At 69.1% G+C, this 18,767-nt stretch carries 18 protein-coding genes and 1 riboswitch; of the genes, 12 read left to right on the forward strand and 6 right to left on the reverse strand.

Features of this window, described 5'->3' with window-relative positions; genetic code table 11:
* The first annotated feature begins 126 nt into the window (after positions 1-126).
* The 4 genes from ACF8LI_RS22520 to ACF8LI_RS22535 all read left to right on the forward strand — a co-directional run bounded on the left by ACF8LI_RS22520 (position 127) and on the right by ACF8LI_RS22535 (position 3,413).
* Positions 127-1,824 carry a long-chain fatty acid--CoA ligase gene (locus ACF8LI_RS22520; RefSeq protein WP_392414169.1) on the forward strand — a complete coding sequence of 566 codons (1,698 nt, stop codon included), beginning with the start codon at positions 127-129 and terminating at the stop codon, positions 1,822-1,824.
* Between the two features lie 36 nt (positions 1,825-1,860).
* Positions 1,861-2,274 (forward strand): GNAT family N-acetyltransferase, encoded by a 414-nt coding sequence (locus ACF8LI_RS22525; protein WP_392453857.1) that lies wholly within the window; start codon positions 1,861-1,863, stop codon positions 2,272-2,274.
* A gap of 61 nt (positions 2,275-2,335) precedes the next feature.
* Complete coding sequence (gene blaOXA / locus ACF8LI_RS22530; RefSeq protein WP_392414171.1) at positions 2,336-3,133, forward strand: class D beta-lactamase; 798 nt, start codon at positions 2,336-2,338, stop codon at positions 3,131-3,133.
* A gap of 61 nt (positions 3,134-3,194) precedes the next feature.
* Complete coding sequence (locus ACF8LI_RS22535) at positions 3,195-3,413, forward strand: hypothetical protein (RefSeq protein ID WP_016450576.1); 219 nt, start codon at positions 3,195-3,197, stop codon at positions 3,411-3,413.
* 87 nt (positions 3,414-3,500) lie between these two features.
* On the opposite strand, the gene ACF8LI_RS22540 is transcribed toward ACF8LI_RS22535, so the two are convergent.
* The 5 genes from ACF8LI_RS22540 to ACF8LI_RS22560 all read right to left on the reverse strand — a co-directional run bounded on the left by ACF8LI_RS22540 (position 3,501) and on the right by ACF8LI_RS22560 (position 9,019).
* Entirely contained in the window at positions 3,501-4,400 is a 900-nt protein-coding gene (locus ACF8LI_RS22540) for an NAD(P)/FAD-dependent oxidoreductase (protein WP_392414172.1), read from the reverse strand.
* A complete protein-coding gene (locus ACF8LI_RS22545) occupies positions 4,387-4,872 on the reverse strand; it encodes an Rrf2 family transcriptional regulator (RefSeq protein ID WP_016453247.1) in 486 nt (161 codons plus the stop codon). The genes ACF8LI_RS22540 and ACF8LI_RS22545 overlap by 14 nt, the downstream gene beginning before the upstream one ends.
* Positions 4,873-4,938: 66 nt before the next feature.
* The gene (locus ACF8LI_RS22550; RefSeq protein ID WP_016450573.1) at positions 4,939-5,931 is read right to left on the reverse strand and encodes a tripartite tricarboxylate transporter substrate-binding protein; all 993 of its coding nucleotides are present in this window, start codon (positions 5,929-5,931) and stop codon (positions 4,939-4,941) included.
* A 47-nt stretch (positions 5,932-5,978) separates the two neighbouring features.
* Positions 5,979-7,127, reverse strand: coding sequence for a porin (locus ACF8LI_RS22555; protein ID WP_392414173.1), 1,149 nt, complete (start codon positions 7,125-7,127; stop codon positions 5,979-5,981).
* Positions 7,128-7,309: 182 nt separating this feature from the next.
* Entirely contained in the window at positions 7,310-9,019 is a 1,710-nt protein-coding gene (locus ACF8LI_RS22560) for a tannase/feruloyl esterase family alpha/beta hydrolase (RefSeq protein WP_126312076.1), read from the reverse strand.
* 195 nt (positions 9,020-9,214) lie between these two features.
* Here ACF8LI_RS22560 and ACF8LI_RS22565 point away from each other — a divergent pair, with 195 nt between their 5' ends.
* Positions 9,215-10,102, forward strand: coding sequence for an amidohydrolase family protein (locus ACF8LI_RS22565; protein WP_046241907.1), 888 nt, complete (start codon positions 9,215-9,217; stop codon positions 10,100-10,102).
* A 6-nt stretch (positions 10,103-10,108) separates the two neighbouring features.
* On the opposite strand, the gene ACF8LI_RS22570 is transcribed toward ACF8LI_RS22565, so the two are convergent.
* Positions 10,109-10,609 carry a MarR family winged helix-turn-helix transcriptional regulator gene (locus ACF8LI_RS22570; protein WP_017406023.1) on the reverse strand — a complete coding sequence of 167 codons (501 nt, stop codon included), beginning with the start codon at positions 10,607-10,609 and terminating at the stop codon, positions 10,109-10,111.
* Between the two features lie 216 nt (positions 10,610-10,825).
* On the opposite strand from ACF8LI_RS22570, the gene ACF8LI_RS22575 reads away from it, so the two are divergent.
* The 7 genes from ACF8LI_RS22575 (at position 10,826) to ACF8LI_RS22605 (ending at position 18,761) form a co-directional block, all read left to right on the forward strand.
* Positions 10,826-12,655, forward strand: a complete 1,830-nt coding sequence (locus ACF8LI_RS22575; protein WP_203400745.1) for a CocE/NonD family hydrolase — start codon at positions 10,826-10,828, stop codon at positions 12,653-12,655.
* A gap of 51 nt (positions 12,656-12,706) precedes the next feature.
* A complete protein-coding gene (locus ACF8LI_RS22580) occupies positions 12,707-13,333 on the forward strand; it encodes a TetR/AcrR family transcriptional regulator (protein ID WP_392414174.1) in 627 nt (208 codons plus the stop codon).
* Entirely contained in the window at positions 13,330-14,379 is a 1,050-nt protein-coding gene (locus ACF8LI_RS22585) for a DUF418 domain-containing protein (RefSeq protein WP_392414175.1), read from the forward strand. Before ACF8LI_RS22580 ends, ACF8LI_RS22585 begins: the two co-directional genes overlap by 4 nt.
* Positions 14,380-14,439: 60 nt before the next feature.
* Positions 14,440-14,531, forward strand: a riboswitch (TPP riboswitch).
* A gap of 66 nt (positions 14,532-14,597) precedes the next feature.
* Positions 14,598-15,716, forward strand: coding sequence for a long-chain fatty acid--CoA ligase (locus ACF8LI_RS22590; protein ID WP_392414176.1), 1,119 nt, complete (start codon positions 14,598-14,600; stop codon positions 15,714-15,716).
* Positions 15,713-17,200, forward strand: a complete 1,488-nt coding sequence (locus ACF8LI_RS22595; protein ID WP_392414177.1) for an acyl-CoA reductase — start codon at positions 15,713-15,715, stop codon at positions 17,198-17,200. Before ACF8LI_RS22590 ends, ACF8LI_RS22595 begins: the two co-directional genes overlap by 4 nt.
* Positions 17,201-17,205: 5 nt before the next feature.
* Complete coding sequence (locus tag ACF8LI_RS22600) at positions 17,206-18,003, forward strand: ABC transporter ATP-binding protein (protein WP_392414178.1); 798 nt, start codon at positions 17,206-17,208, stop codon at positions 18,001-18,003.
* The gene (locus ACF8LI_RS22605; protein WP_016450562.1) at positions 18,000-18,761 is read left to right on the forward strand and encodes an ABC transporter permease; all 762 of its coding nucleotides are present in this window, start codon (positions 18,000-18,002) and stop codon (positions 18,759-18,761) included. Before ACF8LI_RS22600 ends, ACF8LI_RS22605 begins: the two co-directional genes overlap by 4 nt.
* Positions 18,762-18,767 lie beyond the last annotated feature (6 nt).

Genomic DNA, 18,767 nt, shown 5'->3' on the forward strand with positions numbered 1-18,767 from the left:
GTCACTTTGGCGACGATTCCCTGGGGCCTTCCCCAATGCCGGGAACCGGGTGTGCGCCTAGCCTCGCTGGCAAGGCGGATTGCCGCCGTCCGATCCACTCACCGACCATTCAACGCCCATCCGTCCATGTCGACCCTGCCCGCGCACCACGCCTTCTGGCCCAGCCGTCTGCCCCATTCCATCACCGTGCCCGCCACCAGCGTATGGGAGAACCTGGCCGTCAACGCGCGCCGCTATCCCGACAAGCCGGCCATCCGCTACTTCGGCAGCTCCATCAGCTACCGCGAGCTGTGCGAGGGCACGGAACGCATGGCGGCCTACCTGCACAGCCTGGGCGTGCAGCGCGGCGACCGCGTGATCCTGCTGATGCAGAACACGCCTCAGCTCATCCTGGCGCACTACGCCATCTTCCGCGCCAATGCCGTGGTGGTGCCGGTCAATCCCATGAACATGGCCGAGGAGCTCAAGCACTACATCACCGACGCCGACGCCAAGGTCGCCATCACCACGGCCGACCTGGCCCCCGAACTGGCCAAGGCCAGCAACGCGCTGGCGCCGGGCCAGCGGCTCGATCACCTGATCGTCACCCAGTTCACCGATGCCTTCGACGCCGGTGTGCAGGGCGACGATGCGCCGCCTGCGCAGTGGCACGACTGGCTGCTCACCCGGCGCGAGCCGGCTGTGCTGGAGGGCGGCAGCGTCCACACCTGGCAGCAGGCCCTGGCCTGCACCGACGCTGCGCCGCCCCATGTGGTGGGCCGCGACGACATGGCCGTGCTGCCCTACACCAGCGGCACCACGGGCCACCCCAAGGGCTGCATGCACCCGCACCGCTCCATCAACCACAACGCCGTGGCCGGCAGCTACTGGGGCAGCGGCACCAGCGAGGCGGTCGTGCTGGCGGTGGTGCCCATGTTCCACATCACGGGCATGGTGTCGGTGCTGCACACGGCCATCTTCATGGGTGCCACCGTGGTGGTCATGCCGCGCTGGGACCGCGAGCTGGCCGGGCGGCTGATCTCGCGCTACCAGGTCACCAGCTGGACCAACATCCCCACCATGGTCATCGACCTGCTGGGCAGCCCCAACTTCGCGCAGTTCGACCTCACCAGCCTCAAGTACATCGGCGGCGGCGGCGCGGCCATGCCCCAGGCCGTGGCCCAGCGCCTGCTGGAGCAATACGGCCTGCGCTTTTGCGAGGGCTACGGCCTGACCGAGACCGCTGCGCCCACGCACAGCAACCCGTCCGAGCACCCCAAGCAGCAGTGCCTGGGCATTCCCTTCATGAGCACGGAGGCGCGCGTCATCGATCCTGACACCGGTGCCGAAGTGCCCCAGGGCGAGCAGGGCGAGATCGTGGTCCACGGGCCCGAGGTCTTCGACGGCTACTGGAAGCGCCCCGACGCCACGGCCCAGGTCTTCATGGAGATCGACGGCAAGCGGTTCTTTCGCACTGGCGACCTGGGCCACGTGGATGAGGACGGCTACTACTTCATCACCGACCGCCTCAAGCGCATGATCAACGCCAGCGGCTTCAAGGTCTGGCCGGCCGAGGTCGAGTCGCTGATGTTCCGCCACCCCGCCATCCAGGAAGCCTGCGTGATCTCCACGCGCGACGCCTACCGGGGCGAGTCGGTCAAGGCCGTCGTCGTGCTGCGTGCCGGCAAGGAAGACACCACGGCCGAGGACATCATCCAGTGGTGCCGCGAGAACATGGCCGTCTACAAGGCGCCCAAGGTGGTGGAGTTCGTCAAGGCCCTGCCCAAGAGCGGCAGCGGCAAGGTGATGTGGCGGCAGTTGCAGGAGGCGCAGGCCCAGGCCTAGGAGCAGTCGCAGTCCACAGGCACAATGTCCGGGACCATGGTCTGCGACTTGCCCCTGATCCGCCGCTACGCCCCAGCCGACCTGCGGGGTGCCTATGAAGTGCTCATTTCCAATGGCTGGGGCCATCGCATCGCCAGCCAGGACTATCTGGAGCGCCTCATCGGTGCGTCCCAGGCCGTGGAGGTGGCTGTGGCGGGCAACCATGTGGTGGGTTTTGCGCGCGCCATCACGGACGGGCTGTCCAATGGATACCTGTCCATGGTGGTGGTTGCCCCAGGTTACCGGGGGCAGGGCATAGGGCGAAGGCTGGTCGAGGCCGTGACGGGTGCCGATCCCGGGATCACCTGGGTGCTGCGGGCCGGCCGTGAACAGGCCCCGCAGTTCTTTGCCAGGCTGGGCTTTGTCGCATCCGAAGAGGCGATGGAGCGCCGACGGGCTCGCGGCACATGACGGATTTCCAGGGCCTCAGCCCGTCTATCATCGCGCGCCAGTCCTCATGAAACATTGATCAATGCGCCGATTCCTTCCCGTGGCTGCCGCAATGGTGGCCTTTTTCTGCATTCCGGCCACCGCGCACGAACTGTGCACCATCGTCGCCGACGCCGACACGGGCCAGTCCCTGGTGCACAGCGGCCCGGCCTGCGCCGAGCGGGTCACGCCGGCCTCCACCTTCAAGATCGCCATCAGCCTGATGGGCTATGACGCCGGCATCCTGCAGGACGAGTCCCGGCCCGCGTGGCCGTACCAACCGGAGTATCCGGACTGGGGCGGCGATGCCTGGCGGCGCGATATCACGCCCCAGGCGTGGATGAAAGACTCGGTGTTCTGGTACTCGCAGCAGGTGGTGATGCGTCTGGGCCAGCAGCGCTTTGACACCTACGTGAAGGCCTTCCGCTATGGCAACGAGGATGTCTCTGCCGTGCCAGTGGCCGACCCGGGCCACAACGGCGTGTGGGTGGTGTCTTCGCTGCGCATCTCGGCGGCCGAGCAGGTGGCCTTCATGCGCAGGATCGTGCGCCGGGAACTGTCTGTGAGCAGTCAGGCCATCGACATGACTGCGCGCATCACCCGGCACCCCGTGCCTGTGGACGGCTGGACCGTGCATGGCAAGACGGGCACGGGCTCGCCGGGCAGCGACAACCGCTACGACGCCAGCCGGGCCTATGGCTGGTACGTGGGCTGGGCCACCAAGGACCAGCGCAGGCTGGTGTTCGCCACGCTGATCCAGGACGAGCAGGCGCAAAAGCCCAATGCCGGCCTGCGCGCCCGCGATGCCCTGCTGCAGCGACTGCCTGCCGTGGACCGCTGACAATGCACGGGCCGTTCCTTTTCCGTACACCTTCCGCACACGAGCGACAGACCGACACCCGATGAAGACCATTGACGAAATGCTGAACCTGGACCTGCTCACCCCCGAGCAGCACGTTGAGATCAGCGACTGGATCGCCCGCGCGAACTCCCCCGAGGAAATACTGCAGATGCCGGCCCCCCTGTGGCAGGCCGTGGAGCGGGCCAGCGAGGCCATGGGCGTCAATGCCGATCTTCTGCGGCCGCCCGCGCTGGATGCGGGCGGCGCGGTCTTCGGATAGAGCGTGCCACGCCTCGTTCCTGACCCCTTTCCCGGCTTTCACGGGCACATCAAAGTGCATAGCACGCTCTAGGGCGGGCGCCGCAGTTCACCATCCCATCATCGACCGGTGCGCGCCAATGCCGGCCATGGCGCCATCGCTCACGGCCATGGCCACGTTGCCGGCCGCGCGGGCCGCGTCGCCGCAGGCGAACACGTTGGGGACGCTGGTGGCCTGGCCTTCCGCGACCTTGATGAAGGGACCCATGGGGCCTTCTTCCAGGGCGCAGCCCAGCTGTTCGGCCACGGGGCTGGCGATGCGGGTGCGCGGCTGGGTGAACAGGCCATCCATGACCAGGCGGCGGCCGTCCTGCAGCAGCACATCGGCCCGGCCTTCCAGGCGGGCGATGGGGGTGGCCTCCACCTGTGTGCCGCGGCGTGCGAAGGCGGCCAGCTCATCGGCACTTGGCGCGTAGGCGCCGTTGAGCAGCAGGGTGGTCTGGCCCCAGTCGGGAAGCATGACGGCGTGGTGATGGGCCAGGGCCGAGCTGGCAATGATGCCGATGCGCCCCGCATTCATCTCGTAGCCGTGGCAGTACGGGCAATGGAAGACGCTGCGGCCCCAGCGCTCGGCCAGTCCCGGCACGGGCGGCAGGCTGTCATGCACGCCCAGCGCCAGGACGAGGCGGGCGGCGCTGATGGCGGTGCCCGCTGCACGGAACTCCAGCCGGCCATCGGGCGCCACGCGGGCGACTTCGGCCGTGCCGTCCAGCCACTGCACGGTGGGGTAGGCCATCAGCTGCTGCCGGGCCTGGGCGGCGATCTGGGCGGGGGCGACGCCATCCTGGGTGAGAAAGCCGTGCGATGTTTCGCCGGCCTGGTCCACGAAGCGGTTGCGCCGCAGCCCGGCATCGACCACCAGCACCTGGCGGCGCGCACGCGCCAGTTGCAGGGCGGCGGACAGGCCGGCATAGCTGCCGCCGATGATGGCGAAATCAATGTGTTTCATGCTGGTGCTCCTGCAGTTGGTACCAGCCCTGGCCGCCCGCTGCGCGGTGGCGCGCCAGGCGGGCATGGAAGTCCTGGGACAGGGCAGCCAGCGTCACCGAGCCCAGGCGCGCGAGCAGGGCGGCCTCGGCCTGCTGCACCGCGTTGCTCAGCGCTTCGTTCACGGCCTGGGCGACCAGGCATTCGGGCCGGTCTTCCCTGAAGCCCAGCGACACCAGATCAGGGGCGCCCAAGGCTTCATGCACGTCGCGCAGCGTGGTGCGGTCCAGCTCGCAAGACAGCACCCAGCCCCCGCCATGGCCTTTGGCGGAGGTGACAAGGCCTGCATCGCGCAGGCCCGACATCAGCCGGCGCAGCACGACCGGGTTGGTCTGCAGCGCGGCGGCGAGCATGTCGGAGGTGGCAGGTCCATCGCCCTCGGCCATGTGCAGCAGCACATGCAGGACGTCCGAGAATTGGCTGTTCTGTTTCATGCAACATTATTTGTTGCATGAGTGTGGCCTTGTCCCGTGAAGGGGAATGGGCCTGCCGACGACTGATCAGGACTCGCCCGTGAACCCGATCTGCTTGACCAGCGAACTCCAGCGCTCGAACTCGGCCTGCTGGTCGGCGGCCATCTCCTGCTGCGTGCTGCCGCGCGCCAGCAGGCCCAGGGCCGCCAGCCCGTCGATCACGGCCTTGTCCTTGAGCGCGGCGGTGATGGCCGCGTTGGCGTTGGCAATGGTGGCGGCCGGTGTCTTGGCGGGCGCGTAGAACCCGAACCATTCCTCCACCGTGACATCGGGAAAGCCCAGCTCGGTGAAGGTGGGCACCTCGGGCAGGAAGGGCGAGCGCTGCCTGCCCGAGGTGGCCAGCACGCGCAGGCGGCCGGCCTTCAGGTACTGCAGGTAGTCGCCGCTGGGGTTCATGGTGGCCGCGATCTGGCCGCCCACCAGGTCGGTGATGCTGGGCACGGTGCCGCGATAGGGCGCGTGCTTGAGCTCCACGCCCGAGCGCAGGCCCAGCAGCGCGCCCAGCAGGTGCGGCATGGAGCCCGCGCCCGGCGAGCCGAAGCTGGCGCGGTCGGGGTTGGCCTTGGCCCAGGCCAGGAAGTCCTTGAGCGTCTTGACCTCGGCCGGCACGGCGGGGCCCACGGCCAGGCCGTGGTAGATCACGGCGCCAATCGATACGGGCGTTGCGTCTTCGGGCCTGTAGGTCAGCTTGGGGTAGATGTGGGGATAGACCGAGAAGGCCGATACGGGGGCCAGTGCCAGCACGGAACCGTTGGGCGGGGAGTTCTTCAAGGCTTCCACCGCGATGCGGCCTCCGGCGCCGGGCTTGTTCTCCACAAAGCCCGGGCCCTTGCTGTAGGGCGTGCCGCCCAGCCGCTCGGCCACGCGGCGGGCCACGCTGTCGCCCGAGCTGCCGGCCGGAAAGCCGTACATGATCTTGACCTGGTCCAGTGCCTGGGCCAGGGCTTGCAGCGGTGACAGCGAGCCCAGGGCGGCGGCGCTGCCCAGGGCCTGGACGAAATGACGGCGATGCATCTGCATGGGATGTCTCCTGGTGAATATGGGAAAGGCAGGCGGATGGAAGCGGCTCAGAACATGTGGCGGATGCCCACGTTGATGCCGGTCTGCGAGCGTCCCGGCGCGGTGTTGCTGCCCGGCGCGCCGCCGCTGACCGAGACGGTGGCCAGGCGGTCGTTGCGGATGTGGCCGAGCTGCGTGTAGACGGCCGTGCGCTTGGACAGGTTGTAGATGGCGCGTGCCACCAGCAGGTCGGAGTCGTAGCCCGACACGCCGCGGTAGCGCAGCGTGAGCCACTGGGTTTCGAGCACCAGGGCCTCGGTGACCGGGTAGGAGGCGCCCACGTACCACAGGTTGCTGCGTGGCTTGACGGCGTCGCCGTCGTTGTCGCGGCGCAGCAGGCCGCCGCCGATCTTCACGCCGGCCAGCTTGAAGTAGCCGCCCAGGTGCAGGCGCTCGTCATGCTTGGCGCTGGAGTTCATGCCGCCGAACACCGGGTCGGTGGACGAGGCCGGCGTGCGGCCGTTTTGCTGCTCGTAGCCCAGCGCCACGCCCCAGGCCGGTGTGTCGTACTTGGCGTACAGCGACCATTGGCGGCAGGCCTGCGTGTCCGATCCGCTCTCGCCCGGGCAGTTAGTGCCTGCCGGGCTGGGGCCGGCATTGACGGTGTCACGCCCGAAGCTGTAGCCCGCGCCCAGTGCCAGCCCGCCGAAGTTGCCGCGCCAGGCCAGCATGTTGTCGGCGCGCGAGTTGGGAATGTAGGCGTCCAGCGAGCCCATGGCGAAGACGGCCGGGCCGATGATGTCCGAGTCCAGCAGCGACCAGAACAGCATGGAGTTCTGGCGGCCCATGGTTAGGCTGCCCCAGTTGCCGCCCAGGCCCACCCAGCTTTGGCGGCCAAAGCCGCGCCCGCCTTGGTTGAAGGTGCCCTGGTCGGGCGCAAAGCCCGACTCCAGCGTGTAGATGGCCTTGAGGCCGCCGCCCAGGTCCTCGCTGCCGCGCAGGCCCCAGCGCGAGGGCACCATGCTGGTGGTCGATGGCATGCGGCTGAGACCGCCGCCCGCCGCCACATTGTTCAGGTGCTCCACGCCCACATCGACGATGCCGTAGAGCGTGACGCTGGAGGTGCCTTGCGCGAAGGCGCCGAAGCTGGCGCCGGAGCCGGCCAGGGCCAGCACGGCGGTGGCCGCCAGGGTCCGCGGGGATAGGGTGGTTTTCATGGTGATGTCTCCTCTGGTTTGAAAAATCGTTGCCGTCTTGGCGTGGGTGTCCGCGCGCCTTTTCTCAGGCGCAGCGGGGCCCGGCCCCGCCGGGGGCGGGACTGCGGACAAGGGGTGGATGGGGGCGGAGGGGGCGGGCCGTTCAGGTGACCGTTCAGGCGCCGCCCGCCTTCAGTGCATGGTCAGCGGCAACTGAAGCTGGCAGCGCTTTCCATGTCGCCGCTGCCGTTGTAGCGGGCGGCCAGCGGATGGGGGCACAGCGGCCGGGTGCGCGTGGGCGACCAGTTGGCGGGCAGGTCGGCGTTGGCGCCGCCCGCGTTGCCCGCGCCGCGCGCACTGGCGATCACGCGGTCTGGCGCCTGGCCTTTCTCCACCCAGGCCACGAGGGAGCTGAGCATGTCGAACTGATCGGTGGCCGGGCCGCCGCTGCAGTGGTTCATGCCGGGCACCAGGTACAGGCGGGCGAAGTCGGCGGCGTCGCCATGGTTGCGGCGCAGCGTGTCGTACCACTGCACGGTGTCATCGCTGGAGAAGATGGGGTCGGCCGTGCCGTGGTAGACCATGAGCTTGGCGCCCCGGTTGCGCAGCACGGGCAGCTTGCCGTAGTCGGGCGGCATCATCAGCGACAGGCCGCTTTCCGTGAAGGTGCCGTTGGTCGCCTGCACCTTGGCCAGCATGCTGTCCACGCTGCCGTTGAGGGCGAACTGCGCGTCGTTGAAGCTGGCGGCGCTTTCCGGCGGCGTCTGCCAGATGAAGGCCACGGCACCGGAGTCGCGGCTGATGGGGTTGGAGAATTTCCAGCCGGCCCAGCCGGCCGTATCCAGGCCCGCGTCATACGGGAAGCTGTTGTAGATGCGGCTGCCGCCGCTGGTGGTGGCGCCCTTGAACAGGCCGGCAATGGTGCTCTTTTGCTCGGCGCTGAGGCAGCTGCCGTCGCGCGCACCGCCGCAGGTGGGCACATCGCGCGACAGGTCGAAGCTCGCCTGGCAGGCTGCGCCGGCCTGCACCATGCCGTCGGTGGCCCCGTCCAGCGCATCGCACCGGGCCAGCACGGCCTGGCTGACCAGGCGGCGCTCGGCCTGGGTGAAGCCCGTGCCCAGGTCCGAGGGCGTGGTCGCCAGCTTCGCATAGCCCTGGGCGCCGGCAATGTTGGCAATGGCCGCCAGCGGCAGGCGCGTGCCGGGGTTGCCGGCGATGATGCCGTCGTACTGGTCGGCATAGCGCGAGGCCGCCACCATGGCGTGGCGCCCGCCGTTGGAGCAGCCGCCCAGGTAGGAGCGGTCAGGCCCCTTGCCATAGGCCGTCTGCAGCGCGCTGCGCGCCATGGGCGTGAGCTTGCCCACGGCCTGGTAGCCATAGTCCAGCCGCGCCTGCGGGTCCAGGCCGAAGAAGGGACCCAGGCTGCCTGCATGCCCGGCATCGGAGCTGAGCACGGCAAAGCCCATCTGCAGCGCATTGCCCAGCGGCCCGCCGCCCAGCGCGCCCACGGCCGTGCTCACGACGCCGTCCAGCCCGCCGTTGGCCTGGTAGAAGAAGCGCCCGTTCCAGTCGCGCGGCAGGCGCATCTCGAAGCCCACGGCGTAGTTCTGGCCATCCACGGTGCTGACGCGCTCGTGCATGCGGCCGGTCACGCGGCAGTGCTCGGCAATGGGCTTGCCCGCCACCGCCAGCGTGCCGGCGGCCACGGTCTCGGCGGCGGTGATGCGGGTGTTGGGGAAGGATATTTTCGCGGCCAGGTCCGTGCACGACAGCAGCGTGGCGGGGCGGGCCTCGGCCAGCTGCGCGATGCCGTCGCTCGAGCCGCCGCAGGCCGACAGCAGCAGGGCGGGCAGGGCGGCGGCCAGCGCGGCCGGCAAGGCGCGGGAACGGGTCTTGTGGATCTTTCTGTCCATGTCTGTCTCCTCGGAAGGTGGTGTGAAGCCTCAGCGCGAATCCGTTGCGTGGCAGCCGTTGCCTGCATCTGCATCGCTTTCTGATGGCCGCGATTTTGGTTATATTTAATAACCAATTCAAGCGGCCTTTGCGAATTTCTTATTGGGACTTCCCCTTGATTGCGGGGCAGGCAGCAGGCCGCACAGGAGACAGACATGGACCACGAAAAACTCATTGCCATCGACATCCACACGCACGCCGAGGTGAGCTGCTGGAACCCGTTCGACAACTACGGCGAGGAGTACGACCGCGCCGCCGACAAGTACTTCGGCAACGGCCGGCGCCCGACCATCGCCGAGACCGTGGCCTATTACCGCGAGCGCAACCTGGGCCTGGTGATGTTCACGGTGGACAGCGAATCGCAGCTGGGCCGGCGCCGCATTCCCAACGAGGAGATCGCCGAGGCTGCGCGGGCCAACAGCGACATGATGGTGGCCTTCGCCAGCATCGATCCGCACAAGGGCCGCATGGGTGCGCGCGAGGCGCGGCGGCTGATCGAGGAAGAGGGCGTCAGGGGCTTCAAGTTCCACCCCACGGTGCAGGGCTTCCATCCCTACGACCGCATGGCCTGGCCGATCTACGAGGTGGTGGCCGAGTACCAACTGCCGGCCATCTTCCACACGGGCCACAGCGGCATTGGCAGCGGCATGCGCTGCGGCGGCGGCCTGCGCCTGGCCTACAGCAATCCCATGCACCTGGACGACGTGGCCATCGACTTTCCCGACATGCAGATCGTGATGGCCCACCCCAGCTTTCCCTGGCAGGACGAGGCCCTGTCCGTGGCCCTGCACAAGCCCAATGTCTGGATCGATCTGTCGGGCTGGAGCCCCAAGTACTTTCCCCGGCAGCTGGTGCAGTACGCCAACACCCTGCTCAGGGACCGCGTGCTCTTCGGCAGCGACTATCCCCTGATCACGCCCGAGCGCTGGATGAAGGATTTCCAGGAAGCCGGCTTCAAGCCCGAGGTGATGCCCGGCATCCTCAAGGGCAATGCGGTGCGGCTGCTGGGCTTGGACCGGCCCGCCGCGCAGAAGGCGGACTGAGCGCGCTCAGTTGTAGATCTTCTGCAGCAGCTGGATCAGCGTTTTGCGCTCGGCATCGGTCAGGCGGTAGGTGGCGTCCATCTCCAGCTGGGCCGCCGTTCTTTCGGCCTGGGCCGTAAGTTCGGCGCCGGCCGGCGTCAGGTGCACGCCCACGGCGCGGCGGTCTGTGGGATGGGGGCGGCGCTCGATGAGCTTGCGCCGCTCCAGCGCGGCGATCAGGCCCACCAGGTTGGGCGGCATCACGTCCAGCGCCGCGCACAGCTGGCGCGAGGTGATGCCGGGGTTGTGGGACACCAGGGACAGCACGGAGAACTCCACCATCTTGAGATCGTGGGTGGCCATGCGCTCCACGAACACCTCGATGATGGACATCGAGGCACGCCGGGCGTTGTAGCCGACCAGGGTGTGCAGGAAAGAGGCGTCGATGGACGGCCCCGGCGCTGTGGCGCCGGACGGGGCCGTGTTCTCTTCGGACGGAGCGGGCTTGGATGTGCGGGCGCGGGGCATGGGGTCAAGGAACTGAAAATCGAATCATAGTGTGGCGCGCGGCTGCCGTGGTCCGGGGCCTAAGGCCGTGGCGATTGGCCGCGTTCGCCTTCAGCCTGTCTTCAGGCGTGCTTCAGCCCCCCTTCAGCCTGCGCGTGCGCCATGCGCCCGGACGGTCCTACATTGCGGCCTGCCCCCTTGCGGGCATGACTGCATCAGCAACCAGGAGGACCATCCATGATGACTTTTCGCCATTCCCGTGCGTGGCTCGGCGCGGCCGGCATCGCCACCCTTGCCCTGGGCCTTGCGGCCTGCGGCGGGGGCTCGTCGGGCAGCACCAACCCCGGGCCGCGCATCTGGGGCTACATCCAGCTGCCTGACGGCAACAAGATGCGCTATTCGGTGGTCTTTCCCAAGGGGCCGGGGCCGTTTCCCGTGCTGATGGAGTACGACGGCTACGGATCGGGCTCGGTCACGGACCAGACCACCCAGGAATGGACCAAGGAAGGCTATGCCGTGATGGGCCTGAACGTGCCCGGCACGGGCTGCTCCACGGGCGAGAACCAGTGGGCCGACGCCTCCGTGGGCGCGGCCGGGGCGCACGCGGTGGAGTGGGCTGCGCGCCAGGCGTGGTCCACGGGCAAGGTGGGCATGGTGGGCTATTCATACTCGGGCTACGACCAGCTGTGGGTGGCGGCCCAGCGTCCGCCCAGCCTCAAGGCGATTGCACCTGGCAAGAACGTGGCCGATCCCTACCGCGACGTGGCCTATCCGGGCGGCATCCAGAACATCGGCTTTCCCGCCAATTGGTGGGGGCAGTTCCCCGCGATATGGCGCAAGGCCGCCGAGGACGCCAAGGCGCTGGACGGCGATACCGGATGCGCCCAGGTCGTGGAGGACAACATCCGCAAGATCCAGCGCCCCGACCTGGACATGGCGCGCTGGCTGGACGAGGACCGCTTCTTCGGCGCCCGCTACGCGCGCAAGAGCGCCATGTACACCACGCACCGCATCGACATCCCCACGCTGGGCACCCAGTCCTGGCAGGACGAGCAGGTGGGCACCCGCATGGGCTACTACGAGGACAGCATCGCCCCGGACAAGATGTGGCTGATCAGCTCCAACGGCGACCATCACACCGACAGCGCCCCCTTTATTCGCGAGACCATGAAGCGTTTTTACGCGCGCTTTCTCAAGGGCGAGAGCAACGGCTTCGAGCACACGCCGCGCGTGCTGCTGGCGCAGGAAATGCAGTGGATGAACGGTGGGGGCGACTATGGGCAGCTGCGCCCCTCGGCCGTGGCCAGCTTTGACCGGCTGCCCGTGCGCGTCACGCCCATGACGCTGTGGCTGCAGCCGGGCGGCGGGCTGGGCGATGCGCCCCCGCAGGCCGAGCGCCAATCGGCCAGCTACCGCTACCCGCTGCCGGGCGCCGATGCCAACCATCCCGACGCGGACACCGAGTCCGGCGCGGGCCAATGGATGGCCAGCCCCGCCGGGCAGGGCCTGCTGCGCTTTACCACGGCCCCGCTGCCGCGCGCGCTGAGCTTTTATGGCGAGGCCTCGCTGGACCTGTGGCTCAGCGCCACGGCCGGCGATACCGATGTGCAGGTCACCGTCTCGGAGGTGCGTCCCGACGGCCAGGAGATGTTCGTGCAGCGCGGCTGGCTGCGTGCCTCCATGCGCGCGCTGGACGGCCAGCGCTCCACCGCCTTGCGGCCCTGGGGCGATTTCACCGAGGCCGCCGTGCGCCCGCTGCGCCCCGGCGAGCCCACGCTGATGCGCGTGGAAATCCAGAAATTCGCCCATGTGTTCCGCGCGGGCTCCAGCCTGCGCGTGACCCTGGACACGCCTTCGCAGACCGGGTACTGGGCCTTCGACCATCTGTCCACGCCTTCGACCAACACCGTCTGGCTGGACCGCAGCCGGCCCTCGAAGATCGTGCTGGGCCACATCGCCTATGCCCATGAGCGGCAGCTGCCGGACTGCCGGCGCATGCTGCGTCAGCCCTGCAGGCCCAACGAGGAGGCCGTTCCTTCCGGCGTGGGCCCCATGCCGCCGCTGTGACTTCGTGCCCCGGTGTTGACTATGAATGAACGTTCGTTCATCATTCGGGGCATGAAAAAGAAGGAAGACATCAGCGAGCGCAGGGCCCTCATCGTGCAGGCGGCCCTGCAGTGCTTCGTGGAGCGCGGCTTTCACTGCACCAGCATGCGCGACATTGCGCAGGCCGCCTCGGTGAGCCTGGGCAATCTGTACAACCACTTCGACGGCAAGGAGGCCTTGATTGCCGAGGTCGCCACGCAGGAGCAGACCGAGCTGCTGCCCTTGCTGCAGGCGCTGGAGCGGGCCGCAGCCCCTTCGCTGCCGGTGGTGGCGCAATTCCTGGCCGCCTACCAGGCGCTGTGCCGCCAGCGGGAATGGGCCGTGCTCAGCGCCGAATGCCTGTCCGAGATCGCGCGTTCGCCCGGGCTGGCGCCGGCCTTCGAGGCCAACCGCAGGCGCATGCTCGACGGCCTGGCAGGCTTCATGGAGCGCGGGGCGCAGCAGGGCCTCTTGCGGCCCGCCGTGCCCGTGCGCCTGGCCGCGCAACTGCTGCTGGATGCCGTGGAAAGCGATGCGCTGCGCTTTGCGCTGGCGGTGACGCCGCAAGAAGACGCGGGGGCGGATGAAGGGGTCGATGTGCTGCATCCCGCCTTGCTGGCCTGCCTTCTTGGAGGCGAGGCGCGGGGGGACGCGACATGAGGCACGCCACCGGCAGGGGCGCCCGCCTGGCGGGGCTGGACCTGGCGCGCTATCTGGCGCTGGCAGGCATGGTGTTCGTCAACTTCAAGCAGGCCATGCATCCCGCGCTGCAGGAGCCGGGCTGGCTGCTGTCGTTCTTCCATTTTCTGGAGGGCAAGGCCTCGGCCACCTTCGTGGTGCTGGCGGGACTGGGCCTGGTGCTGGCCACGCGCTCGCTGGAGCCGGCCACGGCGCGCCTCTGGACGCTGCGCCGCGCGCTGTTCCTGCTGGTGGCCGGTGGCATGAACCTGCTGATCTTTCCGGCCGACATCATTCACTACTACGCGGTCTACTTCGTGCTGGCCATCGCCTGGCTGCAGGCCGGCGCAAGGGCGCTGCTGGCCGGCATGGCGGCCGTGGCCATGCTGTCCGCCTGGGCCTTGCTGCAGCTGGACTACAGCCAGGGCTGGGACTGGGCGAGCCTGTCCTACCAGGACCTGTGGGAGCCGGCCGGCTTTGCGCGCAACCTGCTGTTCAACGGCTTCCATCCGGTGCTGCCCTGGTTTGCGTTCTTCCTCTGCGGCATGCTGCTGGCACGCCTGCCGCTGGCCGAGCCGCGCGTGCAATGGACCTTGGTGGCTGCGGGTGGCGTGATGGTGGGATTGGCCTGCGCCGTCCCGGCACTTGCGGCACAGAGTGAATGGGCTCCCTGGCTGGCCACCGGCCCCATGCCGCCCGGCCCGGCCTACCTGCTGATGGGCCTGGGCTGCGCCAGCATTGCCATCGGCGCCTGCCTGCGGCTGGCCGACTGCTGGCCCGGTGGACCGTGGCGCGGCCTGCTGCCGGCCGGGCGCATGACGCTGACCCTGTACCTGGCACACATCCTCATCGGCATGGGGCTGCTGGAGGCCATGGGCGCGCTGGACGGATCGCGCAGCCTGCGCGAAGTGGCCGTGGCCGCCGCGCTGTACGTGATCATCGCCAGCCTGGCCGCCTGGGCCTGGAGCAAGAAGGTGGCGCAGGGGCCCGTGGAATGGGTGATGCGGCGGCTGACGGCACTGGGCTGACGCAGTCTTGCAGGGCGATGGCCCCGGGCCTGCGGCGTTGGCGACCCTGCTGTAAGATAGCCCTCCGCTCCGGGGTGCACGCCAGTGCTGAGATCCACACCCGAGAACTTGAACCGGGTCATTCCGGCGGAAGAAGAGCTTGCACCCCTGCGTGGCCGCCCATGCGCCACGGGCGGGGCGCCTTCGGAGCATCACGTCCCAGCTCTCGAAGGAATTCCATGGACAAGGCCCGGCCCCAGGCGGCTTCTCTGGTCGCAGACCTGCTTGCATTCATCGCCATGGACGGCTGCACCGACGAGCAGTTCGATGCACTGGCCCTGCGGCTGTTCGCCTACCAATACGAATCGAATGCGCCGTTTCGCAGCTTCTGCCAGCGGCGCGGCGCCACGCTGCGCAATGTGAAGACCTGGAGCGACATTCCCGCCGTGCCCATCGATGCGTTCAAGGCCATGGAGCTGCGCAGCGAGCCGGCCTCGCCCGGGGAGCGCGTGTTCATGACCAGCGGCACCACGGGCCAGGCCAAGGGACTGTCTTCGCGCGGGCGCCACTTCCATCCAGCGCTCGATGTCTACGATGCGTCGATGACGCGCAACTTCGCGCAGCGCTTCATGGCCGGGCACGAGCGCCTGCCCATGGGCATTCTCTTTCCCGACGAGCAGGCCATGCCCAACTCTTCGCTGGCCCACTACCTGGCGCTGGCCAAGACGGAATTCGGCACTCCCGACAGCCGCTACTTCCTCACCCCCGACGGCCTGGACATGCCCGGCCTGTGCGCCGTGCTGGAGGAGTCCGAGCGCAGCGGCCGCCCCTATGCGCTGCTGGGCGCCAGCTTCAGCCTGGTGCATGTGATGGACGCACTGCGCGAGCAGGGCCGCAGCTTCCGTCTGCCGCCGGGCAGCCGCATCCTGGACACGGGCGGCTACAAGGGCCAGTCGCGCGAGCTGCCGCTGGAGGATTTCTACGCCGACCTGTCCCGGCTGCTGGGCGTGCCGCGCAGCCACTGCATCAACATGTACGGCATGACCGAGTTGAGCACGCAGTTCTATGACGACGGCAATGACACGCTGCCCTCGGTCAAGTCGGGGCCGCACTGGATACGCTCGCGCCTGGTCGAGCCCGTCACCGGCCGCAGCGTGGCGCCCGGCGAGCGCGGCATTCTCGTGCACTGCGACCTGGCCAACTACAACGCGGTCACCACCATCCTCACCGAGGACGTGGGCCTGTGGGCCGGCCATGGCGAGAACAGCGGTTTCCTGTTGCTGGGGCGTGCCGAGGGCGCAGCGGCCAAGGGCTGCTCGCTGGCGGTCGATGAATTCGTGAAGGCCGCTGCTGCATGACCATCGAGCGGATCACGGCCGGCTACCTGCCCGAACTGCCTGGTTTGCGCGAGGACAAGGTGCAGTGGCATGTGCTGCCCTTCGAACGCGGTGGCGTGCGGCTGGAAGTCTCCGTGCCCCTGCTGACCGGCCCGCAGATGCATGCGCTGGCAGCCCATGTGCGCCGTGCCGCCGACCGCCACCTCAGGGCCATGCCCGTGGCCGAGATCATCGACGCCATCGACCGCGCCATCGCCCGCCTGCTGGACCGCAGCGATCCCTATCGGCGCCAGGCCGAGACCTGGCTGCCCGTGGTCAGCGGCTATGACGCCGACATGGTGCGCCTGGGGCTGACGGGCTTCTTCAAGACCTTTCGCGCCGCGCAGCTGCGGCGCTTCGTGGCCGAGGACTTTGCCAACCCGGCAGTGCTCGACGGCTTCCAGCCCGCGCCCAAGGGCGGCGCGGTGCGCGCCTTCGGGCCCGACCTGCTGATGCACAGCTGGGCCGGCAATGTGCCTGCGCTGTCCCTGTGGAGCCTGGTCTGCGGCCTGCTGGTCAAGGCGCCCGCCATTGGCAAGCTGGCCAGCGCCGAGCCGCTGTTCGCGGGCTGGTTCGCACGGCTGCTGGCCGAGGTGCATCCGCCGCTGGCCGATTGCCTGGCCGTGGTGTGGTGGAGCGGTGCGGGGGGCGTGGATGGGGCGGAGGGCGCGAATGGAGATGCCGCCGCCGCGCTCCATGCCGAGGCCGACACCGTGCTCGCCTACGGCGGCAACCAGACGCTGCAGGCGCTGCGCCAGCGCCTGCCCGTGACCACGCGCTTTCTGCCGCACGGCCACAAGCTGGGCTTCGGCATGGTGGGCGCCCATGCGCTGGACACGCTCAAGGCGCCCGCCGTGGCGCGGCTGGCGGCCTGGGACGTGATGCGCTATGACCAGCAGGGCTGCTACTCGCCCCATGTCTTCTACGTGGAGCGCGGCGCCCCAGTCTCTGCGCGTGCCTTTGCCGACTACCTGGCGGCCGAACTGGCCAACCTGCAGCGGCGCTTTGCGCGCCGGCCGTTGGAGCTGGAGGAGGGCGCCGCCGTGGCCCGCTGGCAGCAGGCCGTGGAATGGTCAGGTGACGAACAGCAACTGCTGGGTCCGGTGGACGCGCCCTGGAGCGTGGCGTACAGCGACAGCCTGCAGCCGCTGGCGCCCACGGCCCTGTACCGCACGATTGCCGTGGTGGGCGTGGACCGCCTGGATGACGCCGTGCCCGTGGTGGCCGCGCAGCGCGACTACCTGCAGACGGCCGGCATTGCCGCCTCGCCCGAGCAGCTGTACCGGCTGGCCGGCCTGCTGGGCGCGGCCGGCGTCACGCGCATCAGCGCCATCGGCTCCATGAGCATGCCCGAGGCCGGCTGGCACCATGACGGCCGCTTCAACCTGCTGGACCTGGTGCGCATGACCGAGATAGAGCAATCTGCCGAGGCGGCGGCGCAGCCGTTCGCCCCGTATGCGGATTGACATCCATGCACACCGGCACGACGGGCATGACGGGCATCACAGACGGGGCTGACGGCATGGCGTTTCTCGATATCGAACAGGTGGTGTTCACCTACCCGGGCCGCCCGCCCGTGGTGGACGGCGTGGACTGGCGCGTGCAGGCCGGTGAGGTCCACTGCCTGCTGGGCCGCAGCGGCTGCGGCAAGACCACCTTGCTGAAGCTGGCGGCGGGGCTGCTCAGGCCGCAGTCGGGCCGCATTCTCCTGCGTGGCGCCGAGCTGGCCGAGCCCGGCCCGCAGCTGGGCTTCATGTTCCAGGCGCCCACGCTGCTGGAGTGGCATACGGCGCTGGGCAATGTGCTGCTGCCCGTGTCGCTGCAAAGGCGACCCGCGCCGCAGGACGAACAACGCGCCCTGGCGCTGCTGCAGCAGCTGGGCCTGGCCAGCCATGCGCAGCGCCATCCGCGCCATCTCTCGGGCGGGCAGCAAAGCCGCGTGGCGCTGGCACGGGCGCTGGTCCTCGATCCGCCGCTGCTGCTGCTGGACGAGCCCTTTGCCGCGCTGGACGCCATCACGCGCGCCGAGCTGCAGGACGACCTGCTGCGCACCTGCCGCGAGCGCGGCACCACGGTGCTCTTCGTCACCCATGACATCAACGAGGCCGTCTACCTGGGCGACCGCATCGCCCTCATGCACGGCGGGCGCATCGTGGCCGATATGGCGGTCGATCTGCCCGCGCCGCGCACCCAGGCCATGCGCCACGGGCCGGCGTTCAACGAACACTGCGCCCGCGTGCGCGCAGCCCTGGACAGGACGGCGGCATGACGGTGTCCTTGTTCCATGCCCGCCTGCTGGCCGCCGCGCTGGCGCTGGTCCTGCTGGGCCTGTGGGAGCTGCTGGTGCGGCAATGGGGTCTGTCCGCCCTGGTGCTGCCGGCGCCCTCGGCCATTGCGGCATCGCTGTGGACGGGGCTGGCCACGGGCTATTTCTGGCCGCACATCTGGGCGACGCTCCAGGCCCTGCTGCTGGGGCTGGCGGCCGGCAGCGCGATCGGCCTGCTGGCGGGCATGGCCCTGGCTGAATCCGAGCTGCTCGAGCGTGTGCTCAAGCCCTACGTGGTGGTCAGCCAGGTCGTGCCCAAGCTGGCGCTGGCGCCGCTGTTCGTGCTGTGGTTCGGCTTCGGCATGCTGCCCACGGTGCTGATCACGGCGCTGATCTGCTTTTTCCCGCTGATGGAAAACACCTTGACCGGCCTGCGCCAGGTCGATGCCCAGCGGCTGCAGCTGTTTCGCATGCTGGGCGCCACGCGGCTGCAGACGCTGCTGCGCCTGAAGCTGCCCACGGGCCTGCCCGCCATTCTTGCGGGCCTGCGCGTGGCCGTGGTGCTGGCACTGGTCGGCGCCGTGGTGGCCGAATTCATGGGCGCCAGCCGCGGCCTGGGCGCCGTGGTCATTGCCGCCCAGGGAATGATGGACACCACCCTCATGTTTGCGGCCCTGGTGCTGATCGCCGCCATGGGCCTGCTGCTGTACCAGGCCTGCCTGGTGCTGGAACGCCGGCTGCTGCGCTCGCGCGCCGCCTGACCACCC

Origin of the sequence: Delftia sp. WSY_12 (genome assembly GCF_043104645.1) — a bacterium.
Taxonomy (GTDB): Bacteria; Pseudomonadota; Gammaproteobacteria; order Burkholderiales; family Burkholderiaceae_C; genus Comamonas; species Comamonas tsuruhatensis.

Bases quoted from the DNA above. Each gene is read 5' to 3' on its own strand.
- ACF8LI_RS22520 (WP_392414169.1), top strand. From the start codon at position 127: ATGTCGACCCTGCCCGCGCACCACGCCTTCTGGCCCAGCCGTCTGCCC.
- ACF8LI_RS22600 (WP_392414178.1), top strand. From the start codon at position 17,206: ATGCACACCGGCACGACGGGCATGACGGGCATCACAGACGGGGCTGAC.
- ACF8LI_RS22545 (WP_016453247.1), bottom strand. From the start codon at position 4,872: ATGAAACAGAACAGCCAATTCTCGGACGTCCTGCATGTGCTGCTGCAC.
- ACF8LI_RS22605 (WP_016450562.1), top strand. From the start codon at position 18,000: ATGACGGTGTCCTTGTTCCATGCCCGCCTGCTGGCCGCCGCGCTGGCG.
- ACF8LI_RS22570 (WP_017406023.1), bottom strand. From the start codon at position 10,609: ATGCCCCGCGCCCGCACATCCAAGCCCGCTCCGTCCGAAGAGAACACG.
- ACF8LI_RS22585 (WP_392414175.1), top strand. From the start codon at position 13,330: ATGAGGCACGCCACCGGCAGGGGCGCCCGCCTGGCGGGGCTGGACCTG.
- ACF8LI_RS22555 (WP_392414173.1), bottom strand. From the start codon at position 7,127: ATGAAAACCACCCTATCCCCGCGGACCCTGGCGGCCACCGCCGTGCTG.
- ACF8LI_RS22535 (WP_016450576.1), top strand. From the start codon at position 3,195: ATGAAGACCATTGACGAAATGCTGAACCTGGACCTGCTCACCCCCGAG.
- ACF8LI_RS22550 (WP_016450573.1), bottom strand. From the start codon at position 5,931: ATGCAGATGCATCGCCGTCATTTCGTCCAGGCCCTGGGCAGCGCCGCC.
- blaOXA (WP_392414171.1), top strand. From the start codon at position 2,336: ATGCGCCGATTCCTTCCCGTGGCTGCCGCAATGGTGGCCTTTTTCTGC.
- ACF8LI_RS22590 (WP_392414176.1), top strand. From the start codon at position 14,598: ATGGACAAGGCCCGGCCCCAGGCGGCTTCTCTGGTCGCAGACCTGCTT.
- ACF8LI_RS22540 (WP_392414172.1), bottom strand. From the start codon at position 4,400: ATGAAACACATTGATTTCGCCATCATCGGCGGCAGCTATGCCGGCCTG.
- ACF8LI_RS22595 (WP_392414177.1), top strand. From the start codon at position 15,713: ATGACCATCGAGCGGATCACGGCCGGCTACCTGCCCGAACTGCCTGGT.
- ACF8LI_RS22575 (WP_203400745.1), top strand. From the start codon at position 10,826: ATGATGACTTTTCGCCATTCCCGTGCGTGGCTCGGCGCGGCCGGCATC.
- ACF8LI_RS22560 (WP_126312076.1), bottom strand. From the start codon at position 9,019: ATGGACAGAAAGATCCACAAGACCCGTTCCCGCGCCTTGCCGGCCGCG.
- ACF8LI_RS22525 (WP_392453857.1), top strand. From the start codon at position 1,861: ATGGTCTGCGACTTGCCCCTGATCCGCCGCTACGCCCCAGCCGACCTG.
- ACF8LI_RS22580 (WP_392414174.1), top strand. From the start codon at position 12,707: ATGAAAAAGAAGGAAGACATCAGCGAGCGCAGGGCCCTCATCGTGCAG.
- ACF8LI_RS22565 (WP_046241907.1), top strand. From the start codon at position 9,215: ATGGACCACGAAAAACTCATTGCCATCGACATCCACACGCACGCCGAG.